The sequence below is a fragment of the Thalassorhabdus alkalitolerans genome, from assembly GCF_042656525.1.
Classification (GTDB): domain Bacteria; phylum Bacillota; class Bacilli; order Bacillales; family Marinococcaceae; genus Thalassorhabdus; species Thalassorhabdus alkalitolerans.
This window is the reverse complement of the sequence record NZ_JBHSOZ010000003.1, coordinates 20,620-44,004: the sequence shown is the minus strand read 5'-3', so window position 1 is coordinate 44,004 and position 23,385 is coordinate 20,620. Positions and strand designations below refer to the sequence as shown.

Sequence of the window (23,385 nt, the reverse complement as noted above, 5' to 3'; positions counted from 1 at the left end):
GGAAGTGTGCTGCTAATTCACTGCCAACCCCCGGTACATTTATTTCTCTCTATCATGAATATGAGTAATCCAGCATCCGGATGAAATATGTTCAGCCGTCCCGGCTGGATGGTTCCAATAATAAGTATAAGCTTTGGTTTTCTTTCCAGATGAAGATTCGACAATAATGGTTCTTCTTATATAATCACTGCCCTCTGGTTGTTCGGGATCATATCCTTCTAATAAATCAAGATTTTTTTGGACTTCTTCATAGTACTCAGGGCTTATATATAATAAATCTCCTTTGATTTTCTCTTCACCCTTGCGCATGCAAGGAAAGGCACCACCTAATACCGAATAAAGCACGCCCTTCGCCACGGCTGGAACTTCATCTATCGTTTTGCCTCGAATAAAGGATTCATAATTGTAAAGACCTGGCCGGAGAGTTCCATAAACAAAAAAAGGAATCTTGGATTTCACCTGATTATTCTTCTCCTTCCCGCTTCGATATTTATTCTTTAATTTTTTCATTATACAATACAAGTTTTTTTCTAAAAATAATTCCTATTTAAGATTATTTACCTAAATGTCCTCTCTAATAAAAATAGACGATACAGGAAATTTGTGCTACCATTAGTAGGTATTTTGACTCATAAGATAGATTGGAGTGTTTTGATGAAGGTACATATCTTGTTTCCTTTTGCTCTGCTAATCCTTTTCCTTTCGGGATGCGCAAAGCATGAAATGGTTCTGGACCTCAAGGAGGATGACAGTGCTCAATTTGAGATGAGCGTCTCAGTGGATACTACTCAGGTACCGTTTGGTGAATCTGAACTGAGAAGAGAAATCGCTGAAGCTTCCCAGGAAGCAGAGGAGGAAGGCTTCACCGTTCAAGTTATTGATGAAGAAACTGAAGCAGGGCTCATAGTTTCAAGAACGATTGAGGACGTCACACAATTAGAGGCTGATGATCTGCTTGATGACGCAGCGGAGTTCATAGAGGTCCAAGCTCTTGATGATCACACAAGAGTTCTGAATATCCAGTTTACCGGTGAAGAAGATGAAATGGCAGCGGCTATGCTTGACTCTTCTTTGGTGGTACATTTTCCTTCTGTCCCTGTAAGTCATAATGCTCATTCTGAAGATGGGCAGACTCTTACCTGGTATATTGATGTCGCGGAGGGAACCGAAGTCCATGCTGAATACGAAACAGGAGGCAGTACTTCAATGCTCTTAATTGCCGGGATTATTGCTATTCTATTGGGAGGTATAGCAGTCTTACTCTTAAAAAGAAAGAAACCAAGGAAAGATGAAGCACAACCACCGAAACAAACCGCCTAAATATAATAAGACTGCAGAAGAACTGAACCATACATGAGAAGCATAGCCCCATGTAGAAGCAGTTCAACAGCAGTCTGTTTTTATTACTCTGATTCTTCTCCTTCTTCTTCATCCTCCAGTAGCTCATCTTCTATCAATTCTTCTACCGGCGGCTCCATGTTTTCAGCAATTGTATTGACTATCGTAGGATTTAACTCTGCTCTTTCTATCACTTCAACCTGTGTTTCAGGGGGATCAGTCTTTACCAGCCACTCTACCATTATGAAACCTAATAATAATCCTGCAAGCACCGTACCAGCCGTCACTGCCGCAACTTTCTTCAATGGCATCCCTCCCTTTTCCCTGCTTAAATTGTATCACCGGGCCTGAATGCACAACAACTAGATTCGTCCTCTATAGATTTCTCTTTTTCTCACTTAAACTTGTATTATTTACATTTTTCATCTATTACTATGAATATTCAATCACTTTTTACTTTTTTAACTTTTTTTACTTACAAAACAAATTTCAACAAACTTCTACATATCTGATATCTTATGATTAAGAAAGTGTTTGATCAACCCACCTTAGAGAACTCAGCTCAGACCCACGTAAATATTATTCATGGGAGGCCAGCTGGAAAAATGGAACTAATCGTGCTGAACAGGCAGATAAAGAGTAAAAAGAAGGAAATGTATCATAAAGCCAAGCAATTTGGGATTAATGATCCGAAGACGATTCAATGCAGCCAGGAACTTGATCTGCTGCTTAATCAATATCAGGAACTAAAGATCCCCTCTAAAGAACCATCATTAGTTTAATGGCTCACAAATACTTATTGATGTATGCAGAATTACTTGTCTGAGAAAGAAAAACAAAAAGAAGTTTTTGTTTTTCTTTCTCTTTTTTTAGGTTCATTCGAAATCTTCATCACATTGCCGGCTCCGTCTCTTCAACTATGTAACTTTTTTCCTTGCCTTACTCTCTTACTCTCTTTCTATTTTTCTCCATAAAGATCTCATTGTGAGAGGAAACTCTACCTTTTTCTTCAGCTTGAGGCTCGATAAATTGCTTTGCTTTATTAACAGCGTTTGCTGCATCCTGAAAGGTACCGGCAATTAAATTCAGTTTTCCGTTATGGGAAAGCACATCTCCTGCTCCGAAAAGACCTGGCTCAGAAGTTTCACTGGCCGCATTTCCCGCAATAAGCTTATTATTTTTTAAAGTAAGAGTAAGGCTGCTTTTCTGAAGCAAATCCGAGTCCCTTTCATATCCGTGATTTATAATCACCTCATCCACTGGTAAACTTATTTTTTCCCCGGTCTCAATATATGTTAACTCTACTTGGTCAATAGTTTCTTTATTTACAGCAGCTATAAGTTTGGAAATGAAGGTTTGGAAGTAGCATGTGACAGAACTATTTAACATCTGGCTTACCTGTGATTCATGGCCTTTTAATTCACCATTACGATAAGTAACAAATACTTTTTCAGCAAGAGGTTCCAGCTCGTTTGCCCAGTCTATTGCTGAGTTTCCTCCCCCCGAAATCAGTATCCTTTTCCCTTTAAATGCTTCTAACGATTTCACTGTATAGTGAAGGTTAGTGATTTCAAATCTATCAGCTCCTTCTATGTCAAGCTTTTTAGGGTTCAGTATTCCTCCTCCTACAGCCACAATCACCGTTTTTGATCGGTGAAGAGCACCTGATGAGCCATAAAGGAGATAATGACCCTCCTCATTTTTTATGATATTTTCAACTTTTTCATTCAAGACAACCTCTGGATTAAATGTCATGCCTTGTTCTATCAGCTGCTCCATTAGCTTTGCTCCGGTAATGGGGGTAACTCCCCCGACATCCCAAATCAACTTTTCTGGATAGACGTTTAATTTTCCGCCAAGCGTTGGCTGATATTCTATCAATTTAGTTTTCATTTCCCGCAAACCACTGTAAAAAGCTGAGTAAAGCCCGGCTGGCCCTCCTCCAATAATCGTTACATCATAGAGCGGAGACTGGTTCATCATTACTCACTCCTGCCTTCTCAATTATAAATGATTATCATTATCAATTAAGCTTACTCGTTTTTAACTGTTTTTACAATACAAAATAGTGTTGACAATCATCGAGGGCAGAATTATAGTGTTGTTGTAGTGATATTGATAATCATTTTCAACAAAAGTTATGTAGAGCTGGAGGTAATTTTATGGAACGACTTTTTGCATCCGGCCTTTATGTTGGCTACGGGGAAGAAATAATCGTTAAAGGAGTAAGTACCACCATTCCTGATGGTAAGATTACGGTCATTATCGGCTCTAATGGATGTGGAAAGTCTACTTTACTTAAAGCCATGACACGTATCATTCCCCATCATTCAGGCTCCATCATCTTGGATGGCAAAGATATAACAAAGGAAAAAACGAAAACGTTAGCTAAAAAGATGTCCGCTCTTCCCCAGTCACCGGAAAGTGCAAGCGGGTTAACGGCGGGAGAACTTGTTTCTTACGGGCGTTTTCCTCACCAATATGGTTTTGGGCGTTTAACAAAAAAGGATCGTGAAGCTATTAGCTGGGCCCTTGAGGTCACAGGTACTAGTGAATTTGTATATCGGCCAGTAGATTCTCTGTCAGGTGGTCAGCGTCAGAGGGTCTGGATTGCCATGGCATTAGCTCAGGAAACAGAAATGATTTTCCTGGATGAACCAACTACCTATTTGGACATGGCCCACCAGCTTGAAGTATTAGAACTACTGGAAAGTCTGAATAAAAAGCAGGGGCGGACAATTGTAATGGTCCTTCATGACATTAACCAGGCAGCACGGTTTGCTGACTATATCATTGCTTTAAAAGACGGAGAAATCATTAAATCAGGTTCCGCTGATGAAATTATCTCTCCTTCCATATTACAAGAAGTATTTCAAATTGATGCAGAGATCGGCAGGGACCCACGGACAAATAAACCTCTGTGTATTACTTATAACCTGATTAAAGGAGAACAAGAAAATGAACAAACAACTATTGATTACTCAACTTACACTAGGAGCATTTCTTATTAGCGCATGCGGCAGCCAGTCTGGTTCATCGGCTGAAGAGGATGTTTCCTCATCTTCTGAAACGATCACTTATGTATCTGAAAACGGGCCAGTTGAAGTACCTGCCGACCCAGAGCGTGTTGTGGTCCTCTCTTCCTTTGCCGGAAATGTTATGGCCCTGGATGTAGATGTAGTCGGGGCCGACTCCTGGTCCCTGGATAATCCAAGATTTCAAGAAAAACTAGAAAACGTTGAAGAAGTAACAGATGAGAGTCTGGAGAAGATTATTGAGCTTGACCCTGACCTGATCATCGGACTTTCAAATATTAATAACGTTGATAAATTAAATCAGATTGCTCCCACTGTTACCTACACCTACGGGAACGTTGATTATTTAACTCAGCATATTGAAATTGGCAAGCTGTTAAACAAGGAAGAAGAAGCAAAGGAATGGGTCGATGATTTTCAGGAAAGAGCACAGACTGCCGGGAATGAAATCAGGGAAGAGATCGGTGAAGACGCCACTGTTTCAGTGATAGAAAGCTTTGATAAGCAGCTTTATGTCTTTGGTGCCAACTGGGGCCGCGGTACAGAAATTCTTTATCAGGAAATGAACCTGGAGATGCCTGAAAAAGTGGAAGAGCTGGCCTTGGAAGAAGGATACTATGCCCTTTCAGCTGAGGCCTTGCCTGAATTTTCAGGGGATTACTTTGTCTTTAGTAAATATTCAGATGCTGATAATTCTTTTCAAGAAACAAAAACCTTCCAGGAAATACCTGCAGTGAAGAATGATCAAATGCTGGAGGTAAATGCGAAAGAATTTTATTTTAACGATCCTTTAATGCTTGAACTTCAGCTTGAAGAATTTAAGGAATTTTTTCTTGACGATAAATAAAAATTTTTAAAGGGGCGGGCCATGCGGTTTCTTTTTCTTTCCGCTGAAGTTATCTACCAAATCAAGCTGAATTGATATAAGACTGCCCCTTTCTATTTCACTTTAGAAAAGATGGGAATCACGATGAATAGAAAGTTCCTACCCAAAGTAAGTTTTACATATAAATTAATAGTTTCACTCATCCTTCTCATTGGGATGTTCACGGCTTCTCTGCTTATGGGTGCCGCTGAAACCACTGCTTACGATGTATGGCTGGCTCTTATTTCTGATATTAGAAATGAACAAGTGCTTCTCATTCAGGAGATTCGCCTCCCAAGGGAAATTGGGGCCTTATTTACTGGGGCAGCATTGGCAGTGGCAGGGGGAGTAATGCAGGGACTGACAAGGAACCCTTTAGCAGATCCCGGCCTTTTAGGCTTAACGGCAGGGGCTAACGCAGGTCTTGCAATAACGATGGCTTTTTTTCCTGGGATTAATTACTTTGGAATCATGATTTCCTGTTTTATCGGTGCTGCTGCAGGAGCAGCCATGGTATTTGGCATTGGCGCAGTAAAAAAGGGCGGTTATTCCCCCTTTCGGATTGTTTTAGCAGGAGCAGCCATATCTGCTTTCTTGTTTGCCTTAGCAGAAGGGGTTGGAATTTATTTTCGCATTTCTCAGGATATCTCGATGTGGACAGCAGGGGGATTAATCGGCACGACCTGGGGACAGTTGCAGCTCATTGTTCCTTTTATTACTTTCGGCATCGTGCTCTCTATTCTACTTTCAAGACAGCTCACCGTTCTAAGCCTACATGAAGAATTAGCAGTCGGTCTCGGCCAGCGAACCATGCAAGTAAAGGTTCTCCTTTTTATTATTATCATCATTCTAGCCGGATCTTCAGTAGCACTGGTTGGCAATCTGGCTTTTCTGGGCCTGATGATTCCTCATGTCGTCCGCTGGATGGTCGGCACTGATTACCGGTTCATTATCCCCATGTCAGCAATTATGGGAGGAGCATTTATGCTGTTTGCTGATACGGCCGGCCGTGTTATTCATGCCCCCTATGAAACACCGGCAGCCGCAATCGTGGCTATCATTGGCCTGCCTTTTTTCCTCTTAATTGTTAGGAAAGGGGGAAATAGATTCTCATGATTCATCCAAGCCTGTATCGGAAGCAAACTATAGTACTTATTATTCTCCTTTTTTTAAGTGTGACGACAATTTTCATGTCCACTGTATTAGGCTACTCTTCCTTGTCTATTCATAGAATTATTCCTGTTATTTTAGGACAAGGAACGTTTAAAGAAGAATTTGTTCTCTTTTCTATTAGACTGCCGCGTATAGGGATAACCTTTCTGGCTGGTATGGCGCTTGCCTTGTCTGGAGCGATTCTTCAGAGTATTACAAGAAATGATTTAGCAGACCCTGGGATTATAGGCATTAATGCAGGAGCGGGTGCAGCTGTCGCTGTCTTCTTTTTATTTTTTCCTGTCCAGGCCGGAACCTTTGTTTTACTGCTTCCTGTGGCGGCCTTTATTGGTTCTCTTATTACTGTTTGTTTTATTTATTTCTTCTCTTATCAGCGGCACACTGGACTTCAGCCAATCCGCCTTATTCTTGTAGGCGTAGGTTTTTCTACGGCTCTTTCCGGGTTAATGATTATTCTAATTTCTTCGGCAGACCGCCAGAAAGTAGACTTTATTGCCAAGTGGCTGGCAGGAAGCATCTGGGGAACGGACTGGGTATTTATATGGGCTCTTTTGCCTTGGCTGGTTATCCTGGTTCCTTTTACATTGTACAAAGCAAACCGGTTAAACCTCCTAAGTCTCAGTGAGGAAGCAGCAGCAGGAGTCGGCGTATCCATAGGGAAGGAACGAGTCCTTTTATTACTTACCGCTACAGCCCTTGCCGCTTCTGCAGTTTCTGTTACAGGTGGAATTGCTTTTGTCGGCCTGATGGCTCCTCATATAGCAAAAGCATTAGTAGGACCCAGACACCAGTTGTTTCTTCCTGTAGCAGTTTTGACAGGCGGATGGCTTTTATTACTTGCTGATACAATCGGAAGAAACCTTGTAGAGCCTGATGGGATACCTGCTGGGATTATTGTGGCTTTGATAGGAGCCCCGTACTTTATTTATTTGTTATTAAAACGGTGATTCTCGATATGTGCTAAAAAATTCAAATTCTGAAAACCTTTACGCCTCCTAACTAAAAAATTGGAACAGAATCTATAGTATGGTAGAATATAAATCGTTATCATTACGAAAAGGAGGTACATATGAAATGTCTGTCACTGAACACCGTAACGAGGCCCCTTCCTCGGTAAATTGCATGATTATTACCGTTTCAGACACCAGAACAAAAGAAACGGATAAAAGCGGTAAACTCATTAAAGAATTATTAGAGGGTGAAGGTCACAACATCGTCCGTTATGAGATTGTACAGGATGATTATCAAGGCATCCAGGAATTAATTAAACGTTCTGCCAAAGACAAGAACATCGATTCCATTATGTTAAATGGCGGTACGGGAATAGCTCTCCGTGATACAACCTATGAAGCTGTTGGGTCACTATTGCAAAAGGAAATGCCTGGTTTTGGAGAATTGTTCCGTTATTTAAGCTTTGCAGAAGATATCGGAACCGCTTCGATATTAAGCCGGGCAGTAGCAGGTGTATATCAACATACTGCGGTCTTTTCCATGCCTGGGTCTTCAGGAGCTGTGCGACTGGCAATGAATCGAATCATTCTCCCTGAAATTACACATGTCATCCGGGAAGTACGTAAAGATTTAGCAAAAGACTAGCTGAAAGAAGACATTATTTGCACTAAGGCCCTCCTATCCTTTCTTGAAGAGAGATGCATATTCTCCACTCTTTATAGGTAAACTCGCCATTAATTTGTAAACAAAGACAAACAGGCTCAGCGTTCCTAAGAGAACATACTGAGCCTGAATTCGTTCTACGTTCTACGACCTGCCTTTTACCCCAGGGATTTTCAGTAAGCATATGACCTATGTAGAAAAAGGGCGACATCGAGACTGAGGTTTTGATGTCGCCCTTTTTCTACTTTATTGTTCGTGTGGCTTTCAGAGCTGATATAACTGTTTCGATGCCTATATTACGAGCCCACACACCTCATGTTTCAAGACGTATAAATAAGAAGGGCTATTATGGAAAGCTTTCAAATCATATTGTTAGAAAAAGAGGTGAAATTGAGTGGATATGAATCATAAAAAACTTCCAGGCCTTTTTACTGAAGGTGTAATGAGGGATCTTATACAATACATGGATTCTTATATTGATGAAGCTTTTAAGCACTTTCAATCTTTTCCCGAGAGTAGATTTGTTGAGGGAGAAATAGAGGAAACCGAAGATCATTACTTTTTGAAATTCTATCTCCCCGGATGCAGCAGTGACCAAATTCAACTTGAAGTTATAGACAATTTTTTAAAATTGTCTGTGAACCACTCTTCCATCATTGAAGAAAAGAATGATCTTACCATGTACCAGAAACGAGAACAGTCTTTTCAAAGAATGCAGCGACTTATTCCATTTTCTTTTCCGATCTCGGAAAACGAAATCAACGCAATCTTTGAAAATGAGGTACTGCGGATTACTGTCCCCAAAAAAAGTACTAGTGATAAAGTAATTGAGATAAATAAAACAGATGAGTAAAGAAATGGATTCGTGACACCATTGACCTTTCTTCACCAGTAAAACAAATAATCTTCGTTAGGGATGCTAAGGATATATAAAGAGAACTCTTTGCAAAAAAAATACAGGAAGCATAAATCTATGCTTCCTGTAATATACGGGCCTTATCCTCGTTTTTTTCTTGGGTAGTTTCCTCTTCAAATCCAAGGGACTTTGCCGTAGAAGTATGAATTTCTTTCAAAAGCTCAGGGTTTTCCATTAACGACAAGCCATAAGAGGGGATCATTTCTTTTAGTTTCGGTTCCCACTCTGTAAGATGATCCGGGAAACATTTTTTTAGAACTTCAAGCATAACGTGAACAGCTGTAGAAGCACCCGGTGACGCACCCAATAAGGCTGCAATAGAACCATCTTCAGAACTAATTACTTCCGTACCGAATTGAAGTGTTCCTTTTCCGCCTTCTTCTGTATCTTTAATCACCTGTACCCGTTGTCCAGCTATGACCAAATCCCAATCCTCGCTCTTAGCATTAGGGATAAAATCACGAAGCTCTTCCAAGCGCTGTTCTTTTGACAGCATCACTTGCTGCATCAGGTATTTAGTTAAAGACATCTCTTTTGCTCCTGCAGCAAGCATCGTTAAGACATTATTAGGCTTTACTGAATTTACCAGATCGAACATTGAACCACCTTTTAGGAACTTAGGTGAAAAGCCGGCAAACGGTCCAAACAACAATGATTTTTTATTATCAATATATCTTGTATCCAGATGAGGAACTGACATTGGCGGAGCGCCAACCTTGGCTTTGCCGTATACTTTTGCATTATGCTGCTCTATAACGTCCGGGTTATTACAAACCATAAATATACCACTGACCGGGAACCCACCGATATTTCTTCCTTCAGGAATACCTGATTTCTGGAGTAGATGGATACTACCTCCCCCGCTTCCAATAAAGACAAACTTAGCAGTGCGGCGTTCAACAGAACCATCATAAAGATTCTTCACTTTTAACTCCCACGAACCATCGCTTCTGCGCTTAATATCATTTACGCTTCGTCTATACTTCACTTCCACATCCGTGCTTTCCAAGTGATCGAATAACATGTTCGTTAATGCACCAAAGTTAACGTCAGTTCCCGTGTCAATCTTTGTCGCTGCTATTGGTTCATTTGAATCTCGCTCTTCCATCACAAGCGGGATCCATTCCTTCAGTTTTTCTGGATTATCGGAGTATTCCATGCCTTCAAATAAAGGATTATCCGAAAGCGCTTTAAAACGATTCTTTAGAAACTTAACATTTTGTTCCCCTTGTACAAAACTCATATGAGGCAATGGCATAATAAAATCCTGGGGACTTTTTATAAGCTTTCTGTTAACTAGATAGGACCAAAATTGCATGGAAAGCTGGAACTGTTCATTTATTTTTATCGCTTTACTAATATCTACAGACCCATCTGGCTTTTCAGCTGTGTAGTTAAGCTCGCACAGGGCCGCATGTCCGGTTCCTGCATTATTCCATTCATTGGAGCTTTCCTCTCCTGCATTGTCGAGCTTTTCAAACACAGTTATTTTCCAGTCGGGGACTAATTCCTTCAGCAGTGCACCTAATGTTGCACTCATAATTCCGGCACCAATTAATATAACGTCTGTATCCGTTTGATTGTTGCTCATGTTTACCACCCTCATACGCATAAATTTACAGAAAAGGATGTATGCGTCCTTTTTTAGGCGCCAACATCTAACAAGTCAGGGCGCGACTCGTCACACATCTTTTCTGAATCAATTATAACCTGTTTATAGTGTATCACTATTGGTAAAAGATTAAAATATTTACTATTATATGATAGATTAAAATTTTCTAACACTATTATATAATAGCCCGGTGTTATTTAAAAGCTGAAAAGTGGAAGAATTTCACTTTTATATTATCTCGTCCTCTGTATTTACCCTCTTTTAAAATGATCTGAAGTTTTACTAGTACAGGAGCGGTAAAGATTGTCCTAAAAAAAGACAATTCACCTTGCTGGCAAATTGTCTTCCATGAATCGACCAAGAGTTATCTTTTTATACTTAGATTGAATGTATTGCTTCTTCTACAGGTTTATCTCCGTGAACTATCTGGAATTCTTTTCCAACTGTTTCCTCATTTTCTAATGTGGCAACAATGACTTTTGCCACGTCCTCTCTTGGAATTTCACCTATCTTAATGTCGGCAGCTGCCTTTATTTGACCCGTTCCCTTATTATTTGTAAGCAAGCCGGGATGAATAATTGTATAATCTAAATCTGCCGCTCGTAACCATTCATCAGCATAATGCTTCGCTGCGACATATGGGGCAAAGGAAGCAGGCGCCTCTTGTATCGCTTGGCGGCGGGTATCAAAGGAACTAATCATGATAAAACGTTTTACCCCGGCAGTTTTGGCTGCCTCGATTGTTTTTACAGCACCATCCAAATCAATCATTATGGTTTTGTCTTTGCCTGTATGTGGCCCGGACCCTGCAGTGAAGACAATGGCATCGACTCCCTCTGCTGCTTTCGCTATTGCGTCGACATCCTCTTCCAAATCCACTACCGCAGTTTCAGCCCCGAGGCTTTCAAAATAAGAAGCTTGCTCCTCTTTACGGATCATGGCTCTGGCTTCCAGGCTTTCATTTTCCTGAATAAAAGAAACTAGGTGTTTTCCAATTTGGCCGTTTGCACCTACAACAAGAACTTTCATTTATATCATCCTTTCTATGATTTCCATCTAAATTTTCCCCATTGCCTGATGACTCCAATCCGAAAAGACCCTGTTTCAGTCTGTAACTTCTTTAAAATTTGATTAGGTACTGAAGGTCTTTAAAGTAAAGAATATCAACAAGATCACGTGTAATCAATTAATTTGCTGACCAGTCAGGTCCCTTAGTACATTGACATACTTCCTCTCTGTTACATAAATAATCCATACTCAGTAAAAGATAAAAGGAAGGGACCAATGAAACAGTAGATGGGTGTTGAGAGTCTGCCAGAAAGGAATGCTGGCTTTCCTTATCTGTATGACATAATTAATACGAAGACGCTCTACAGGGGGTATAAGCTAAGGAAGAGAGGAGTGTTCCTATGCTCTCTAAGCACTTTTTGCTTACCGTCACAAGGTGGGTATTAATAGGAGGAATCATTGGCCTGATTATAGGTTCAACCACGGCACTGCTCCTCCATACGAACGACTTTCTTGGAGAATTACGCAAACAAACCTCCTGGCTTATTCTTTTTCTTCCTTTGGGAGGCTTGTTGATTGGATATATGTATATGACTTTTGGGCCCAGTGGGGGAGTGGATTTATATAAAGGAAATAACCTGGTAATTGAAGGCGTTCAGGGGAAAGGAAAAGTCCTTCGCAGAATGGGGCCAATTGTTTACTTAGGAACATTTATCACAGTACTATTTGGAGGCTCAACCGGCAGAGAAGGTGCTGCGATACAAATGGGCGGAAGTGTTGCAGAAGCTGTCATTCGTTTTTTTAAAATAAATGAAATCGATACTAAAATCCTGCTCATGAGCGGCATAAGTGCAGGTTTTGGAGCAGCCTTTGGCACCCCTGTAACTGGCGCAGTGTTCGGGATGGAAATGACAGCTGTAGGAAAACTGAAATACGAAGCTATTGTCCCATGCCTGACAGCAAGTTTTATAGGGCATTTTATAACTGAAAAAGTATGGGGGGTGGAGCACGAGAGCTTCATCATCCAATCCGTACCGGAGTTATCAGTTCTGGCATTTGCCAAAGTCATTTTTCTTGCTGTTATTTTTAGTTTTATAAGTGTGCTTTACTGTCAATTAAGACACGGTATCCATCAGATTTCAGAAAAATATACAAAGAAAAACCATATGCTGCGTGCCTTTGTGGGGGGAATCATCATTGTCGGTTTAACGTACCTTGTTGGTTCCTATGAGTATAATGGACGAGGGTTGGAAATGCTTGAACAGTCATTTACACACGACGTTCCTCCCTTTGCCTTCCTCGCTAAACTGGTTTTCACTGCGGTTACGTTAGGAACAGGCTTTGTGGGCGGAGAAGCCATTCCTTTGTTTTTTATTGGTGCTACTTTAGGAAATACTCTCTATCAATTCTTTGATCTCCCCATGTCATTCCTTGCTGCGCTCGGGATGATTGCCGTTTTTTGCGGCGGGGCAAATACACCAATTGCTGCCTTTCTTTTAGCAGTAGAAATGTTTGATGGAAAAGGGCTGGAATACTTCTTCACGGCATGTCTGGTCAGCTATATCTTTTCAGGACACCATGGACTCTGGCCTTCTCAAACCATTTATGAACCGAAAAGCCGCCTCTACCAGACCGTAAGCGGGGAAACGATCAAAAAGGCAGAGCAAAAGAATAAAGGATCTACGTAAAAGAACCCTAAATAGTTTTAGAATAAACCACCACTTGGTCCTCACCAACAAAGCCCACTTCAAGTGGGCTTTGTTGGTGAAGCTTATGAGTACTTTTCATTTTTAAAATGAATTTTTCCTTTAATCATAAAAAAGATTGAATTTTAAAATATAACTTTCTATTTAGAATGATCTGAATTATTAAACAACATCTTTTCCCTCGTTTCTATATACTTGTTCATTGCTTTTACTGATAAATACTTCTTTTTGCAAGAGAAAGTATAGAAGAAGCCCAACAACAAGGCCGTAAGCTGCTCCATATACTGCCAGCACAATACCCATGACACCTGCAACACCAATTTCCGTTTCGTTTTTTAATTGCTGAATACCTACAGTAATACATAAATATCCGGTTAAGATTAATGTAATTGAAAGAGCAATAGGTAAAAATGGTTGAAATAAAGTAACTAAAGGCAGTATAAAAATAACCAATGACAAAGAAATAATGAGGGAATTTGTACCTGAAAAAATGGATTGCATCGCTTTTTTTCCAAAAGTATATCTTTCAGCGACAGAAGCGGTTCCTGCTGTAAAAATAGGACCTGCTAAACCAGGGTGTGGGAAAAATAATGCATGCATGAAATTTCTAAAAAAAGTCAGGAAGTGAATTTGGTTTGAATCATATTCAATTTTTTCGTCTTGTCTATAAGAACTTGACCTTTCTAAGAGCTTATCTCCTACTATGATATCACCATAGGCTATAATGTAAGCAAGAATAGCAGTAGGAATAGCAGCCATAAATATTTCCCATGCAGGAAAGCCTAGAACAAATGGTGTTACATTCCACGTTTCACTGAACGAAGGTATGGTAATTCCCCATTCTACTTGTGGAGATGGGTATTCAGCTACAAGCCATCCAATAATGATTGCAACGACAATCGAAGGCATAATTCCATAACTTGCTATAAAACGTATAAAACGATTTTTTTCGTGGAGTCGACGAAATGATCTAGAAAACATAATATACAAGCATAAGAAAGCTCCGATTATCAACGTAACTGGCGTCTCTGCCAGCCTTCCGCCTGCTTCAATTTCAGTCATGATTGCAGCAATACCAGCTCCTATTAAAATCCCTGCTTTTAAAGAGACCGGAAGCTTTGTGATAAACACTTTACCTAAACCCGTTACCCCAAATATAAGAAAGATTAAAGCTACGAGTAATTGCAGGGCAATGAGTGCTTGTATTGCTTCAGCTCCCGGCTCGAAACCACTTAAAAAAACAATTAGAACAGGAATTAATGGTGTAATAAAACCTGGAACAAATGGTACACCAAACATAGGAGGTATTAACATAAAAAACTGACCGAGCATAACAATGGTGATGGCCGCCCCATAAGACATTCCTAAAGGACCTGTCATTATTTCAATCATACTTAGCCCAATAGCAAAAATAACAATTCCTTGAATTAGCTCTGGTGTTTCTAGTCTATAGTGAATAAAGGGAAGACGCACCTGATATTTCCCTAACTTCCAATGAGGGTGAACTTTTCCTTTCGTTTCTCTATCCATGGAAATCCTCCTACTAAATAAGTTTTAATTAAACGCTTACAATTTTCTTATTGACTTATTTGCTCACGAAGTTTTCCCTTTTGAATTTTCCCGCTTGCTGTCATCGGAATGTTGTCTGTAAAAATAATCGTTGCTGGAGTTTTATATAGCGCCATATGATCAGCTACATAATCCTTCACTTCTTGTTCAGTCATTTTTTCTCCTGAACGAAGCTGAACTACAGCGTATACTACCTCACCAAGCACTTCATCAGGCATACCTATGATAGATGCAGCCGCAATTTTTTCATGTTTAAGAAGAAGCGATTCTATTTCTTGAGGGTAAATGTTAAAACCCCCGCGTACAATCATTTCTTTTTCTCTTCCTACATAACGAAGATTACCTTCTTCATCTAGTACACCTAAATCCCCTGTATAGTACCAACCTTCTTTATCAAGCACTTCGTTCGTTTTTTCAGGCATTTTATAATAGCCTTTCATGTTCCCAAAGCTGTGAACGGCAATTTCTCCAGTATGGCCAACTGGAAGCTCTTCTCTATGTTCATCTACTATTTTTAGCTTTACACCCTTAAAAGGTTTGCCAACTGTCTCTAGTATCACTGATTCTTTATCATCCATAGAATTGATCGTCACACCGCCACTCGTTTCACTCGAACCAAATGATTGGCACAAATTAAAATCCATTTTCTTCCGTATTTTTTTCATTTGTTCTGGTGAAATCGGTGCTGCACCTACCATTCCGGTTCGCAATGAAGATAAATCATAGGTTTCAAATCCTTCTACTTCTAATTCTTTTAAAAACATCGTAGGAACCCCTTGATGTACAGTAACCCTTTCCTGCTCAATTATTTCAAGGGTCTGCTGTGGGTTAAACTTTTCCAAAAGCACCATGCGAGCTCCAGCAATTATTGCCGGAATCATATTACAGGCAATGCCAAAAATATGAAATAACGGTGCCGGGACCACAAACACATCACTATCATTGCAGGACATTTCCTTTACTACTGCGTCTGCACACTTCGCAACGCTGAGATGGGAAATCATAACCCCTTTTGGTGCCCCGGTTGTCCCAGAAGTATATAAAATACAAAATATATCCTCTGATGGATCAATGACTGCATTTCTTGCAATAATACCGTTATGGGATACAACATGTTCATAAGAAATAAGCTTGTCTTCTACAAAGCGAACAGACACAACCTTTGGTACCAATTGAGAAACAATATCCATATTTACATTGTTCAAAAAATTCTTCATTACAAACAGCACTTTGGGTTCTGCATTTTCTAAGATATATTCAATTTCTTGGGATCGGTACAGTGGATTAAATGGTACGAGTATGGCTCCAATTTTTGCAGCAGCGAAAAATATACAGACTGTTTCATTCCAATTGGGCAGACAAACGCCTACTCTGTCTCCTTTTTGTACCCCTAATGCCAATAACCCTTCTGCCAGCTTGTCACTTTCCTTTACCAGCTCGTTATAAGAAAGTCGATTTTTTTGATCGAAAGCGATTTCCTTATCCCCGTATTGCATTGCTGAAATATTTAACAAATCGTGTACGGTTTGTTCTTTTTGTCCGCATACCATTCATAACACCCGCCTTTTAAAGTCTCATCCAAGATTAAGATTTACACTACTTTTTCCTTTTGGAACCGCTTACTACCAGTATAAATAAATGCAAAAATTACTTTATACCTACTTTCTTGTATGTAGAACAACTGTGAATAATTTTAATTTTTTTAGAATGAAAAAGCTGTTGAGGGATCCCCAACAGCAATCTTACAACACCTTGTGACTACTCAATTTTTAAGATGATAGCAGCACCATTGTCTCCTGCGGCACACCCAGTCACTAATGCATATCCGCCGCCCTTTTCAACCGTTTCTTCAATTGCTTCTATTATAAGACGTCCGACTGTTGGTGCTTGAGGGTGTCCAAACACTAAGGAGCTGCCGTAATTATTGAAGTCGTAAGCATCTATACCCAGGGCTTTCGCTAAATATAAATCATTAACTATGAATGGATTATGATTTTTTATTGTGGAGATTTCTTCTATTCCTACTTCAGCTTTTTCCAACGCCATTTTTACAGCAGGAACCGGAGCAGCGGGCATAGTCCCTTTATCCGCTCTAGCATACCCGTAAGAAACAACTTGAATAGAAACATTTGGATCTGTACTTAATCGTTTTGCATGCTCTTTAGTTGTTACCATAATACCAGCATTCCCATCTGCAGGGTGCGTCTGTCCGCCAAAAGAGACAATACCATTTTCCATAGTAGGATTCAGGCGACGCAGAGATTCTAATGAGGTCTCTGTCACCCCTTCATCTGTTTCTATCGTTTTGGATTGACGTTTCGTTACCGCAACCTCAATGGGTAACATATACCGCTTTTGAAAAGCACGATCATCTTTAAGCGCCTCTCTATATTGTTCATATCTTCGCCAGGTGAGTTCATCAGCTTCTTCTTTTCCAAACTCATTGTCCCTGGCTACTTTCTCAGCTGTCATCAGCATACCTTTACCAGTGGAAGGATCGGCTGCCATGTTATCTAAATTCCAGTTCTCTGCTATAACTTGACCACCAGGCCCATTAGGATGAGGCCAAATCGTATGTGGTCCGTTTGAACATCTATCTGTTAATAAACAGTAGCCCACCGACATATTCCCAACTTCTACAGAAGCTGCAGCATTATAAAGAGCAGTTGTTGATGTGGCACAGGCATGCATTAGCGTCTGTCCTGGTATATCGGGTGCCCCCATCAATGTAGAAGCCCAGGAAGCACCATAAAACACGCTTTTTTGACCAACAGTTATGCCTAAATAAATATAATCTAACTCATTGTTAGGGTCAATATTGCGCTGTTCAAACCATTTTTTACTGCTTCTAGCCCCAAGTTCAAGGGAATTCTCATGTTGAAAGCTACCCTGCCATTTACAAAATGGTGTCGCATAATAACCCCCATAAGGGATATATGCTTTATTTAACATGCTCATAATTATCAGACTCCCCTACAAACACAGGACGACTTCCCGTAAGAGAAGAAACCAATCCATTTAGTGCATCTTTTGTTTTAAAAATCGTTGTTAAATGATCAAGCTCTAGCTCGATCCCTTCATCAATTGTACACTTCGACTGCTCATTAATAAGCTGATTTATCAACTTTAAGGCAATGGGACCTTTTTTGGAAAGAATTTTTGTCAGCTTATCTGCTAATGCTTCATCTACTGCATCTGGCTTTTCACCGTTCAACATTTTTTGGACATTCTCATCAGAAAAAGCTTGAATATATTTATCATAGGAAGATGGAATTTCTCTTCTTATATATTTATCGTCTTGTCCTTTTTCCACTACTGTCTCAATGGTTTCTTCAAGATTCTCCGTGTTAGTTAGTTTCGCTATAATTTTTAAGTTTTCCGCATCTTCAGCACGTATTGATTTTCCTGTCATAACATAATATTTTGTTAGTTCTTTACCAACATGATGATTCATTCGAAGCATTCCGCCAAGTCCTGGGTAAATCCCTAAACCGCTTTCAGGAAAGGCCATCGAACCCTGACTAGTAGCAACGATTTTCTGACAGGCCAATGCCAATTCACTGCCACCGCCAAGAGATAGTCCATCTAATACGGCAATGGTTACTTTTTCAGAGGTTTCTAATCTTCGCAACAGAGAATGACCTTTTCTAGTAAACTCCACGTTCTTTTCTATTTGATTGTTTTCAATACAGTCAATAAAGAATCGAATGTCAGCTCCAGCGATAAAGGCTTTTCCTGAGCCTTGTATAGCTATTCCCTTTACTTCCGCCTGCTTTTCTACTTTATCAAACTCTTGTTCTAATTGCTCAACAACTACTGGGTTTAACGCATTCATTGCTTCCGGACGGTTAATCGTTAGATAGGCTATTCCATTCTTTATCTCTGACTTAATAAATTGGAAGGTAAAAGGTTGGTCCTTTTCTGCCTGTTCTTTTAATAAGGCTGGATTATGAAAACCAGGATAGCTTCCATTTAACTCTTTGACTAGCTTATAAGCTTCACGTACTCCAACCTTGTTCATTAATTCAAATGGACCTAATTTCCACTTCAACCCCACTTTAGCACCGATATCTGTATCTTCAATACTTGCTACTCCTTCTTCAGCTTGCGCTGCCGCAATACCAAAAACAGTGGCATATAAGCGTTTCTGGATAGAAGGAAAGTCCTTTTCAATCACACTTCCACTAAGGTCCCAAATGTCATTTTTATTGACTTGTTCTTTTAATAATGGTGCAGGCTTATAAAATTCGCTAATTTCCTTTGCTAAATAGGAACAAGAATGCTCAGCAATTGGCAGGCCAGTAACATTCATCAATTCAAACGGTCCCATCCCAATTTCAAATGCTTCTTTTGCTGCTTCATCAATTGTCGGAATGTTTGCTACTCCCTCTTCTACTAAACGAACAGATTCATTTAAGAATGGTACAAAATAGCGATTAACAGCAAATCCTGGAGAATCTTTTACAAGAATGCACGTTTTGTTATGAAGCTTCCCAATTAACATTGTCGTTTTTATTGTATCTTCACTGGTTTGTTCGTGAGGAATCACCTCAACCAGCCTGTTTTTAGCGGGATGATAGAAATAGTGCATTCCTATTACTTTTTCAGGCCGGGATGTATACCCTGCAATATCTTTAACAAACAAACTTGAAGTATTCGTAGCAAATATAGTTTTGCTTGCACAAACTTTATCCAACTTCTCAAAAACGCTTCCTTTAATATTTAAATCCTCAAAGACTGCCTCTACTACTAAATCTGCATCCTTTAATGCTTCATAGGAAGGAGAAGCATGAACTCGATTCATAATCTCTGTTAATTGGTCATCACTAAATATCCCTCGATCTACCCCTTCTTGCAAGGTTTCCCTGATGATGTCTATTCCTCGTTGGACTTTTTCTTCATTTATATCTACTAAGGTAACATCCAGTCCCTCTTGGGCCATTTTTTGAGCAACCCCGGACCCCATGTTTCCGGCTCCTATCACACCCACTTTATAATTAGCCAAAACTATTTCCTCCCTTTATATAAATCCATTTTGTCCTTAACCATATGGTTGGAATGTTTTTTTAATAGCCTGTTTATGGTCCGCTTCTTCTTCCCGTTGCCATGAAAAATTTTCCATTATAGGTGTATCATGAACAGAAAACAAATGGGAATGCCCATCTTCGAGATTCACATGTTCATGCCAACACCAGCTTGGAATGATAAAGAAATCTCCCTTCTCCCACTCAAATTTAACACCATCAATCACACTATAGCCTCGACCCTCATGAACATAATAAATCGACGAATTTGTGTGGCGGTGAGCTTGGGAGTGAAATCCTTTAGGCAGCCTTTGCATCCATGCAGCAATATTGGCGTTTGCCGTTTTTCCAGTCGAGGGATTAATAAATTCCACTGTGTAGCCATCGTAGGCATCCGGTTCATATTCCATCATCCCGTTTAATGCACTTTCTGTCTGAGCCCACGTATAGGCTCCAACCGGTGCTTTTTTAGGTTGACGATCTGCTTTCGGACGAACGAGTCCTCCTTGATACTGCTTACTGGAATAATTATCAGGGTGAGTGGCTTTCTCCAATCCATCAGGATGTCCTTCAAAGAAAGTCCCACCGGTCGCATAAACAAAAGGAATATCAAGAACATCCATCCAAAACATCGGTTCTGTACCCTCATGACCGTGGCCATGCCACATTCCCTGGGGGGTGACTACAAAATCCCCTTCATTCATAAACATCCGTTCCCCGTTAATAACCGAGTAGGCACCTTCACCATCCATAATAAAACGCAAAGCACTCTGGGTATGCCGATGGGAAGGCGCTTCTTCCCCTGGGAGAATCAGCTGAACTGCTGCGTATAAATTTTGCGTAGCAGCACCCCATCCCCATGGCTCCCGTTCTTTTAAGCCAGGATTCTGAAGGTAAATTGCCCGTCTTTCCCCTCCACGTTCAGGTGTGAATATCTCTTTCGCCTCCAAGAGGTATTCCTTCAAGGTAGCCCATTTCCAAAGATAAGGAACAGCCAATGGCTTTGGTTCTTTGGAAACCAGTTCAGGTATTGCACTCCATAGCGGGCCAAGATGATCTTTTTCAATTTTATTATTGAAATCTTTTACAAGTTCACTTTCAAAGAAAGCTTGTTTTTCAGCCACTTCCAAGTCCCCCTTTAATGTTCTTGTCTATTTTGATACTGCGTTATAATCCGTTGAAATTGATTTTTGTGAGTTTCCAGATGTTCTACTAAAAAATGCTCTACAAGAAAAGACATAGGCTTTGTCCCAAACTTAGGGATATTGTGTTCTCTCTCTATATTCAGCTCATGCTCTTTTACGTTTTGTAACCTATCAATTGTTGTTTTTTTCGTGTTATGGATACCATTGATGACATCTTCTACCTGACGATCATCTGCAGCAGCGACTGCATCTAGACGGCCTTGATGCTGCATATTTCTTCCCCACTTTTCTGCATGATGTACCAGGACATTTTCAAGCTCTCCCGTAAAATATAGAGGGAATTCTTCTACATGGCAGAGAAGCTCCATAATGGACCACTCTTGGTCAGAGGGTTTCCATCGGATTTGCTCTTCTTGTAAGGAAGCAGACTCATCAATAAAGAATTGGAGCTGTCCTGCAATCTTATCTGCATATTCCTGTCCACTTTTCATGTATACCTCTCCTCACACTTGCCTTACTGTGTTTTCTAACGTCCCAATATTACCAACGTCGATTGTGACTGTATCCCCGTCCTGAAGAAAAACTTGGGGGTCACGAGCTACACCCACTCCCCCAGGTGTACCGGTGCAAATAACGTCCCCCGGCTCAAGTGTCATGATCTCTGATAGGAATGCTACAAGGCGATTTACATTAAATACAAGGTTTTTCGTGTTAGATTGTTGTCTTACTTCCCCATTTACTTTAAGAGAAATATCTAGAGAGTCTGGGTCTGGAACTTCGTCTTTTGTGATCAGCCACGGTCCCATAGGAGCACTGCCATCCAGTCCTTTTCCTTGAAGCCATTGTAAGGTCCTCATTTGCAGATCCCTTGCACTTATGTCATTGACAATCGTGTAACCTGCGACATAATCCAGAGCATCCTCCTCTTTTACATCTTTTGCACGTTTCCCAATGACGAAAGAAAACTCGGCTTCATAGTCCAGCTTATTGGTAATAGACTTTAAGGGGATATCATCCTGCGGCCCGATGATAGCGTTTGCAAATTTAGCAAAAATCACCGGATGCGTCGGAAGTTCCCGACCCATTTCACGAATATGTTCTTGATAGTTATGTCCGACACAGATAATCTTGCTCGGATTTTGCACCGGCGCTTCTATCTTTACTTCTTCTTTTGAAAGGATCCATTCTTTTCTTTCTTCCTCGGATGCATTATTTTCTATATACTCTACTGCTTTACGTGCCAAAGACATGCTTTTTTCACCGCCCTGCAGAAAGCCAACTGCTTTTGAGGGTACTTCTGCTTCTGCCAGCAATTCCGCCCGTAGTTCCCCTTTATCCTTCAAATAGGAGACATAAGCTCCATGTAAATCAATGACTTTATTTTCTTGAATACATGCAAGTCTTGACTCATTTCCTCGTTTGTAATGGATCAATTTCATCATCAATCACCTCGGTAATAGAGTAATAGACAAGTAACTCTGTCTAATCTTTTCTTTTATCTACTACTATTCTAGGAACTTTTTTCATCGAAACCCACCTTGCTTTTCTTTTATACGGAACGTATGATAAAAAAAACAAAAAAAGTTGGGAGTGGAAACATGACCAATCGTTACACCAGCCTTGAAAATGCTGTTCGCATTTTAAAAAGCTTTTCTGATCGCCAGCCTGAGTATGGTGTAAGTGAACTGTCTGAAAAATTACAATTAGGTGTCAGTACTACCCACCGTTTACTCATTTCGCTCGCTGAAGAGGGCTTTGTGGTAAAAAATAAAGAAACCAATAAATACACACTTGGTTTATCTATTTTAGAACTGACAAACACAGTAACAGAACAAATGCACATCATACGAGAATCTTTTCCCATACTTCAACAATTAACGAATAAGACGGGAGAAAGTTCACAGATTAATATCATTGACAGTACGGACGTTTTTTGTCTTCAAAAAATTGAAAGCCCCTATGATCACTCACTTGAGTTCCATTTAGGAAAAAGAGCCCCCGTACATTGTACTAGTGCTGGTCAAACTATTTTAGCTTATCAATCCGAACAAGAGATTCAACAATTTTTGTCGCCACCGTTAGAATCTTTTACTCGATTTACTCTTACCGATTCCAATCAAATAAAAGCAAAGTTGGCACAAATAAAAAAAGACGGATATGCAGTGTCGAATCAGGAGTATGAAGACAATGTATTTACCGTTAGTGCTCCTGTATATAATAAAAACAATACTGTAGTTGCCTCCATAACTATTGTTGGGCCAGCACAACGGATGAAACCACGAAAAAAACTGCTTATAGAAAATACAATGACAGCTGTTCAGACCTTGTCTTCCATAATTAAGAAAAGACAATCAGCAAGTTTACGTAAAGGATGAGAGTT

22 protein-coding genes are annotated in these 23,385 nt (G+C 40.1%); 10 read left to right on the top strand and 12 right to left on the bottom strand.

All coding sequences use genetic code 11. The features are described from left to right. Window positions 1-39: 39 nt before the first annotated feature. Window positions 40-459, bottom strand: coding sequence for a gamma-glutamylcyclotransferase family protein (locus tag ACFPU1_RS02830; RefSeq protein WP_385938369.1), 420 nt, complete (start codon window positions 457-459; stop codon window positions 40-42). A 195-nt stretch (window positions 460-654) separates the two neighbouring features. On the opposite strand from ACFPU1_RS02830, the gene ACFPU1_RS02825 reads away from it, so the two are divergent. Next, the gene (locus ACFPU1_RS02825; RefSeq protein ID WP_385938366.1) at window positions 655-1,320 is read left to right on the top strand and encodes an LPXTG cell wall anchor domain-containing protein; all 666 of its coding nucleotides are present in this window, start codon (window positions 655-657) and stop codon (window positions 1,318-1,320) included. A gap of 83 nt (window positions 1,321-1,403) precedes the next feature. Here the strand turns inward: ACFPU1_RS02825 and ACFPU1_RS02820 are convergent, their stop codons facing one another. Then, on the bottom strand, window positions 1,404-1,643 hold the full coding sequence (locus ACFPU1_RS02820; RefSeq protein WP_054635803.1) for a hypothetical protein: 240 nt from the start codon (window positions 1,641-1,643) through the stop codon (window positions 1,404-1,406). Between the two features lie 300 nt (window positions 1,644-1,943). Between ACFPU1_RS02820 and ACFPU1_RS02815 the strand changes: the two genes are divergently transcribed. Further along, the gene (locus ACFPU1_RS02815) at window positions 1,944-2,120 is read left to right on the top strand and encodes an aspartyl-phosphate phosphatase Spo0E family protein (RefSeq protein WP_100398719.1); all 177 of its coding nucleotides are present in this window, start codon (window positions 1,944-1,946) and stop codon (window positions 2,118-2,120) included. A gap of 157 nt (window positions 2,121-2,277) precedes the next feature. Here the strand turns inward: ACFPU1_RS02815 and ACFPU1_RS02810 are convergent, their stop codons facing one another. Next, the gene (locus ACFPU1_RS02810; RefSeq protein ID WP_385940432.1) at window positions 2,278-3,318 is read right to left on the bottom strand and encodes an NAD(P)/FAD-dependent oxidoreductase; all 1,041 of its coding nucleotides are present in this window, start codon (window positions 3,316-3,318) and stop codon (window positions 2,278-2,280) included. A 182-nt stretch (window positions 3,319-3,500) separates the two neighbouring features. Between ACFPU1_RS02810 and ACFPU1_RS02805 the strand changes: the two genes are divergently transcribed. The 6 genes from ACFPU1_RS02805 (at window position 3,501) to ACFPU1_RS02780 (ending at window position 8,878) form a co-directional block, all read left to right on the top strand. Next, on the top strand, window positions 3,501-4,349 hold the full coding sequence (locus ACFPU1_RS02805; RefSeq protein WP_385938362.1) for an ABC transporter ATP-binding protein: 849 nt from the start codon (window positions 3,501-3,503) through the stop codon (window positions 4,347-4,349). Then, a complete protein-coding gene (locus tag ACFPU1_RS02800; RefSeq protein WP_385938359.1) occupies window positions 4,297-5,220 on the top strand; it encodes an iron-hydroxamate ABC transporter substrate-binding protein in 924 nt (307 codons plus the stop codon). Before ACFPU1_RS02805 ends, ACFPU1_RS02800 begins: the two co-directional genes overlap by 53 nt. 123 nt (window positions 5,221-5,343) lie before the next feature. Next, complete coding sequence (locus ACFPU1_RS02795; protein WP_385938356.1) at window positions 5,344-6,354, top strand: FecCD family ABC transporter permease; 1,011 nt, start codon at window positions 5,344-5,346, stop codon at window positions 6,352-6,354. Continuing rightward, window positions 6,351-7,358, top strand: a complete 1,008-nt coding sequence (locus tag ACFPU1_RS02790) for a FecCD family ABC transporter permease (protein WP_385938353.1) — start codon at window positions 6,351-6,353, stop codon at window positions 7,356-7,358. The genes ACFPU1_RS02795 and ACFPU1_RS02790 overlap by 4 nt, the downstream gene beginning before the upstream one ends. Before the next feature lie 127 nt (window positions 7,359-7,485). Next, the gene (locus ACFPU1_RS02785; protein ID WP_385938350.1) at window positions 7,486-8,007 is read left to right on the top strand and encodes a MogA/MoaB family molybdenum cofactor biosynthesis protein; all 522 of its coding nucleotides are present in this window, start codon (window positions 7,486-7,488) and stop codon (window positions 8,005-8,007) included. A gap of 418 nt (window positions 8,008-8,425) precedes the next feature. After that, window positions 8,426-8,878 (top strand): Hsp20 family protein, encoded by a 453-nt coding sequence (locus ACFPU1_RS02780; RefSeq protein WP_385938347.1) that lies wholly within the window; start codon window positions 8,426-8,428, stop codon window positions 8,876-8,878. A 118-nt stretch (window positions 8,879-8,996) separates the two neighbouring features. On the opposite strand, the gene ACFPU1_RS02775 is transcribed toward ACFPU1_RS02780, so the two are convergent. Beyond that, window positions 8,997-10,571, bottom strand: a complete 1,575-nt coding sequence (locus ACFPU1_RS02775) for a malate:quinone oxidoreductase (RefSeq protein WP_385940430.1) — start codon at window positions 10,569-10,571, stop codon at window positions 8,997-8,999. 360 nt (window positions 10,572-10,931) lie between these two features. Beyond that, window positions 10,932-11,582, bottom strand: a complete 651-nt coding sequence (locus ACFPU1_RS02770; protein ID WP_385938344.1) for an SDR family oxidoreductase — start codon at window positions 11,580-11,582, stop codon at window positions 10,932-10,934. 380 nt (window positions 11,583-11,962) lie between these two features. Here ACFPU1_RS02770 and ACFPU1_RS02765 point away from each other — a divergent pair, with 380 nt between their 5' ends. Continuing rightward, window positions 11,963-13,249, top strand: coding sequence for a voltage-gated chloride channel family protein (locus ACFPU1_RS02765; RefSeq protein WP_385938341.1), 1,287 nt, complete (start codon window positions 11,963-11,965; stop codon window positions 13,247-13,249). Between the two features lie 180 nt (window positions 13,250-13,429). Here ACFPU1_RS02765 and ACFPU1_RS02760 read toward each other — a convergent pair whose 3' ends face one another. The 7 genes from ACFPU1_RS02760 to ACFPU1_RS02730 all read right to left on the bottom strand — a co-directional run bounded on the left by ACFPU1_RS02760 (window position 13,430) and on the right by ACFPU1_RS02730 (window position 22,444). Then, window positions 13,430-14,797, bottom strand: coding sequence for a xanthine/uracil/vitamin C permease (locus ACFPU1_RS02760; RefSeq protein ID WP_385938339.1), 1,368 nt, complete (start codon window positions 14,795-14,797; stop codon window positions 13,430-13,432). Between the two features lie 47 nt (window positions 14,798-14,844). After that, window positions 14,845-16,386, bottom strand: coding sequence for a class I adenylate-forming enzyme family protein (locus ACFPU1_RS02755; RefSeq protein WP_385938336.1), 1,542 nt, complete (start codon window positions 16,384-16,386; stop codon window positions 14,845-14,847). Window positions 16,387-16,594: 208 nt separating this feature from the next. Next, a complete protein-coding gene (locus ACFPU1_RS02750; protein WP_385938333.1) occupies window positions 16,595-17,794 on the bottom strand; it encodes a thiolase family protein in 1,200 nt (399 codons plus the stop codon). Beyond that, entirely contained in the window at window positions 17,778-19,841 is a 2,064-nt protein-coding gene (locus ACFPU1_RS02745; protein WP_385938330.1) for a 3-hydroxyacyl-CoA dehydrogenase/enoyl-CoA hydratase family protein, read from the bottom strand. Before ACFPU1_RS02745 ends, ACFPU1_RS02750 begins: the two co-directional genes overlap by 17 nt. A gap of 36 nt (window positions 19,842-19,877) precedes the next feature. After that, entirely contained in the window at window positions 19,878-20,984 is a 1,107-nt protein-coding gene (locus tag ACFPU1_RS02740) for a cupin domain-containing protein (RefSeq protein ID WP_385938328.1), read from the bottom strand. A 14-nt stretch (window positions 20,985-20,998) separates the two neighbouring features. After that, window positions 20,999-21,496: a DinB family protein gene (locus ACFPU1_RS02735; protein WP_385938325.1), complete on the bottom strand. Its 498-nt coding sequence runs from the start codon at window positions 21,494-21,496 to the stop codon at window positions 20,999-21,001. A 12-nt stretch (window positions 21,497-21,508) separates the two neighbouring features. Then, entirely contained in the window at window positions 21,509-22,444 is a 936-nt protein-coding gene (locus tag ACFPU1_RS02730) for a fumarylacetoacetate hydrolase family protein (protein ID WP_385938322.1), read from the bottom strand. 159 nt (window positions 22,445-22,603) lie between these two features. Here ACFPU1_RS02730 and ACFPU1_RS02725 point away from each other — a divergent pair, with 159 nt between their 5' ends. Beyond that, a complete protein-coding gene (locus ACFPU1_RS02725) occupies window positions 22,604-23,380 on the top strand; it encodes an IclR family transcriptional regulator (RefSeq protein ID WP_385938319.1) in 777 nt (258 codons plus the stop codon). Window positions 23,381-23,385 lie beyond the last annotated feature (5 nt).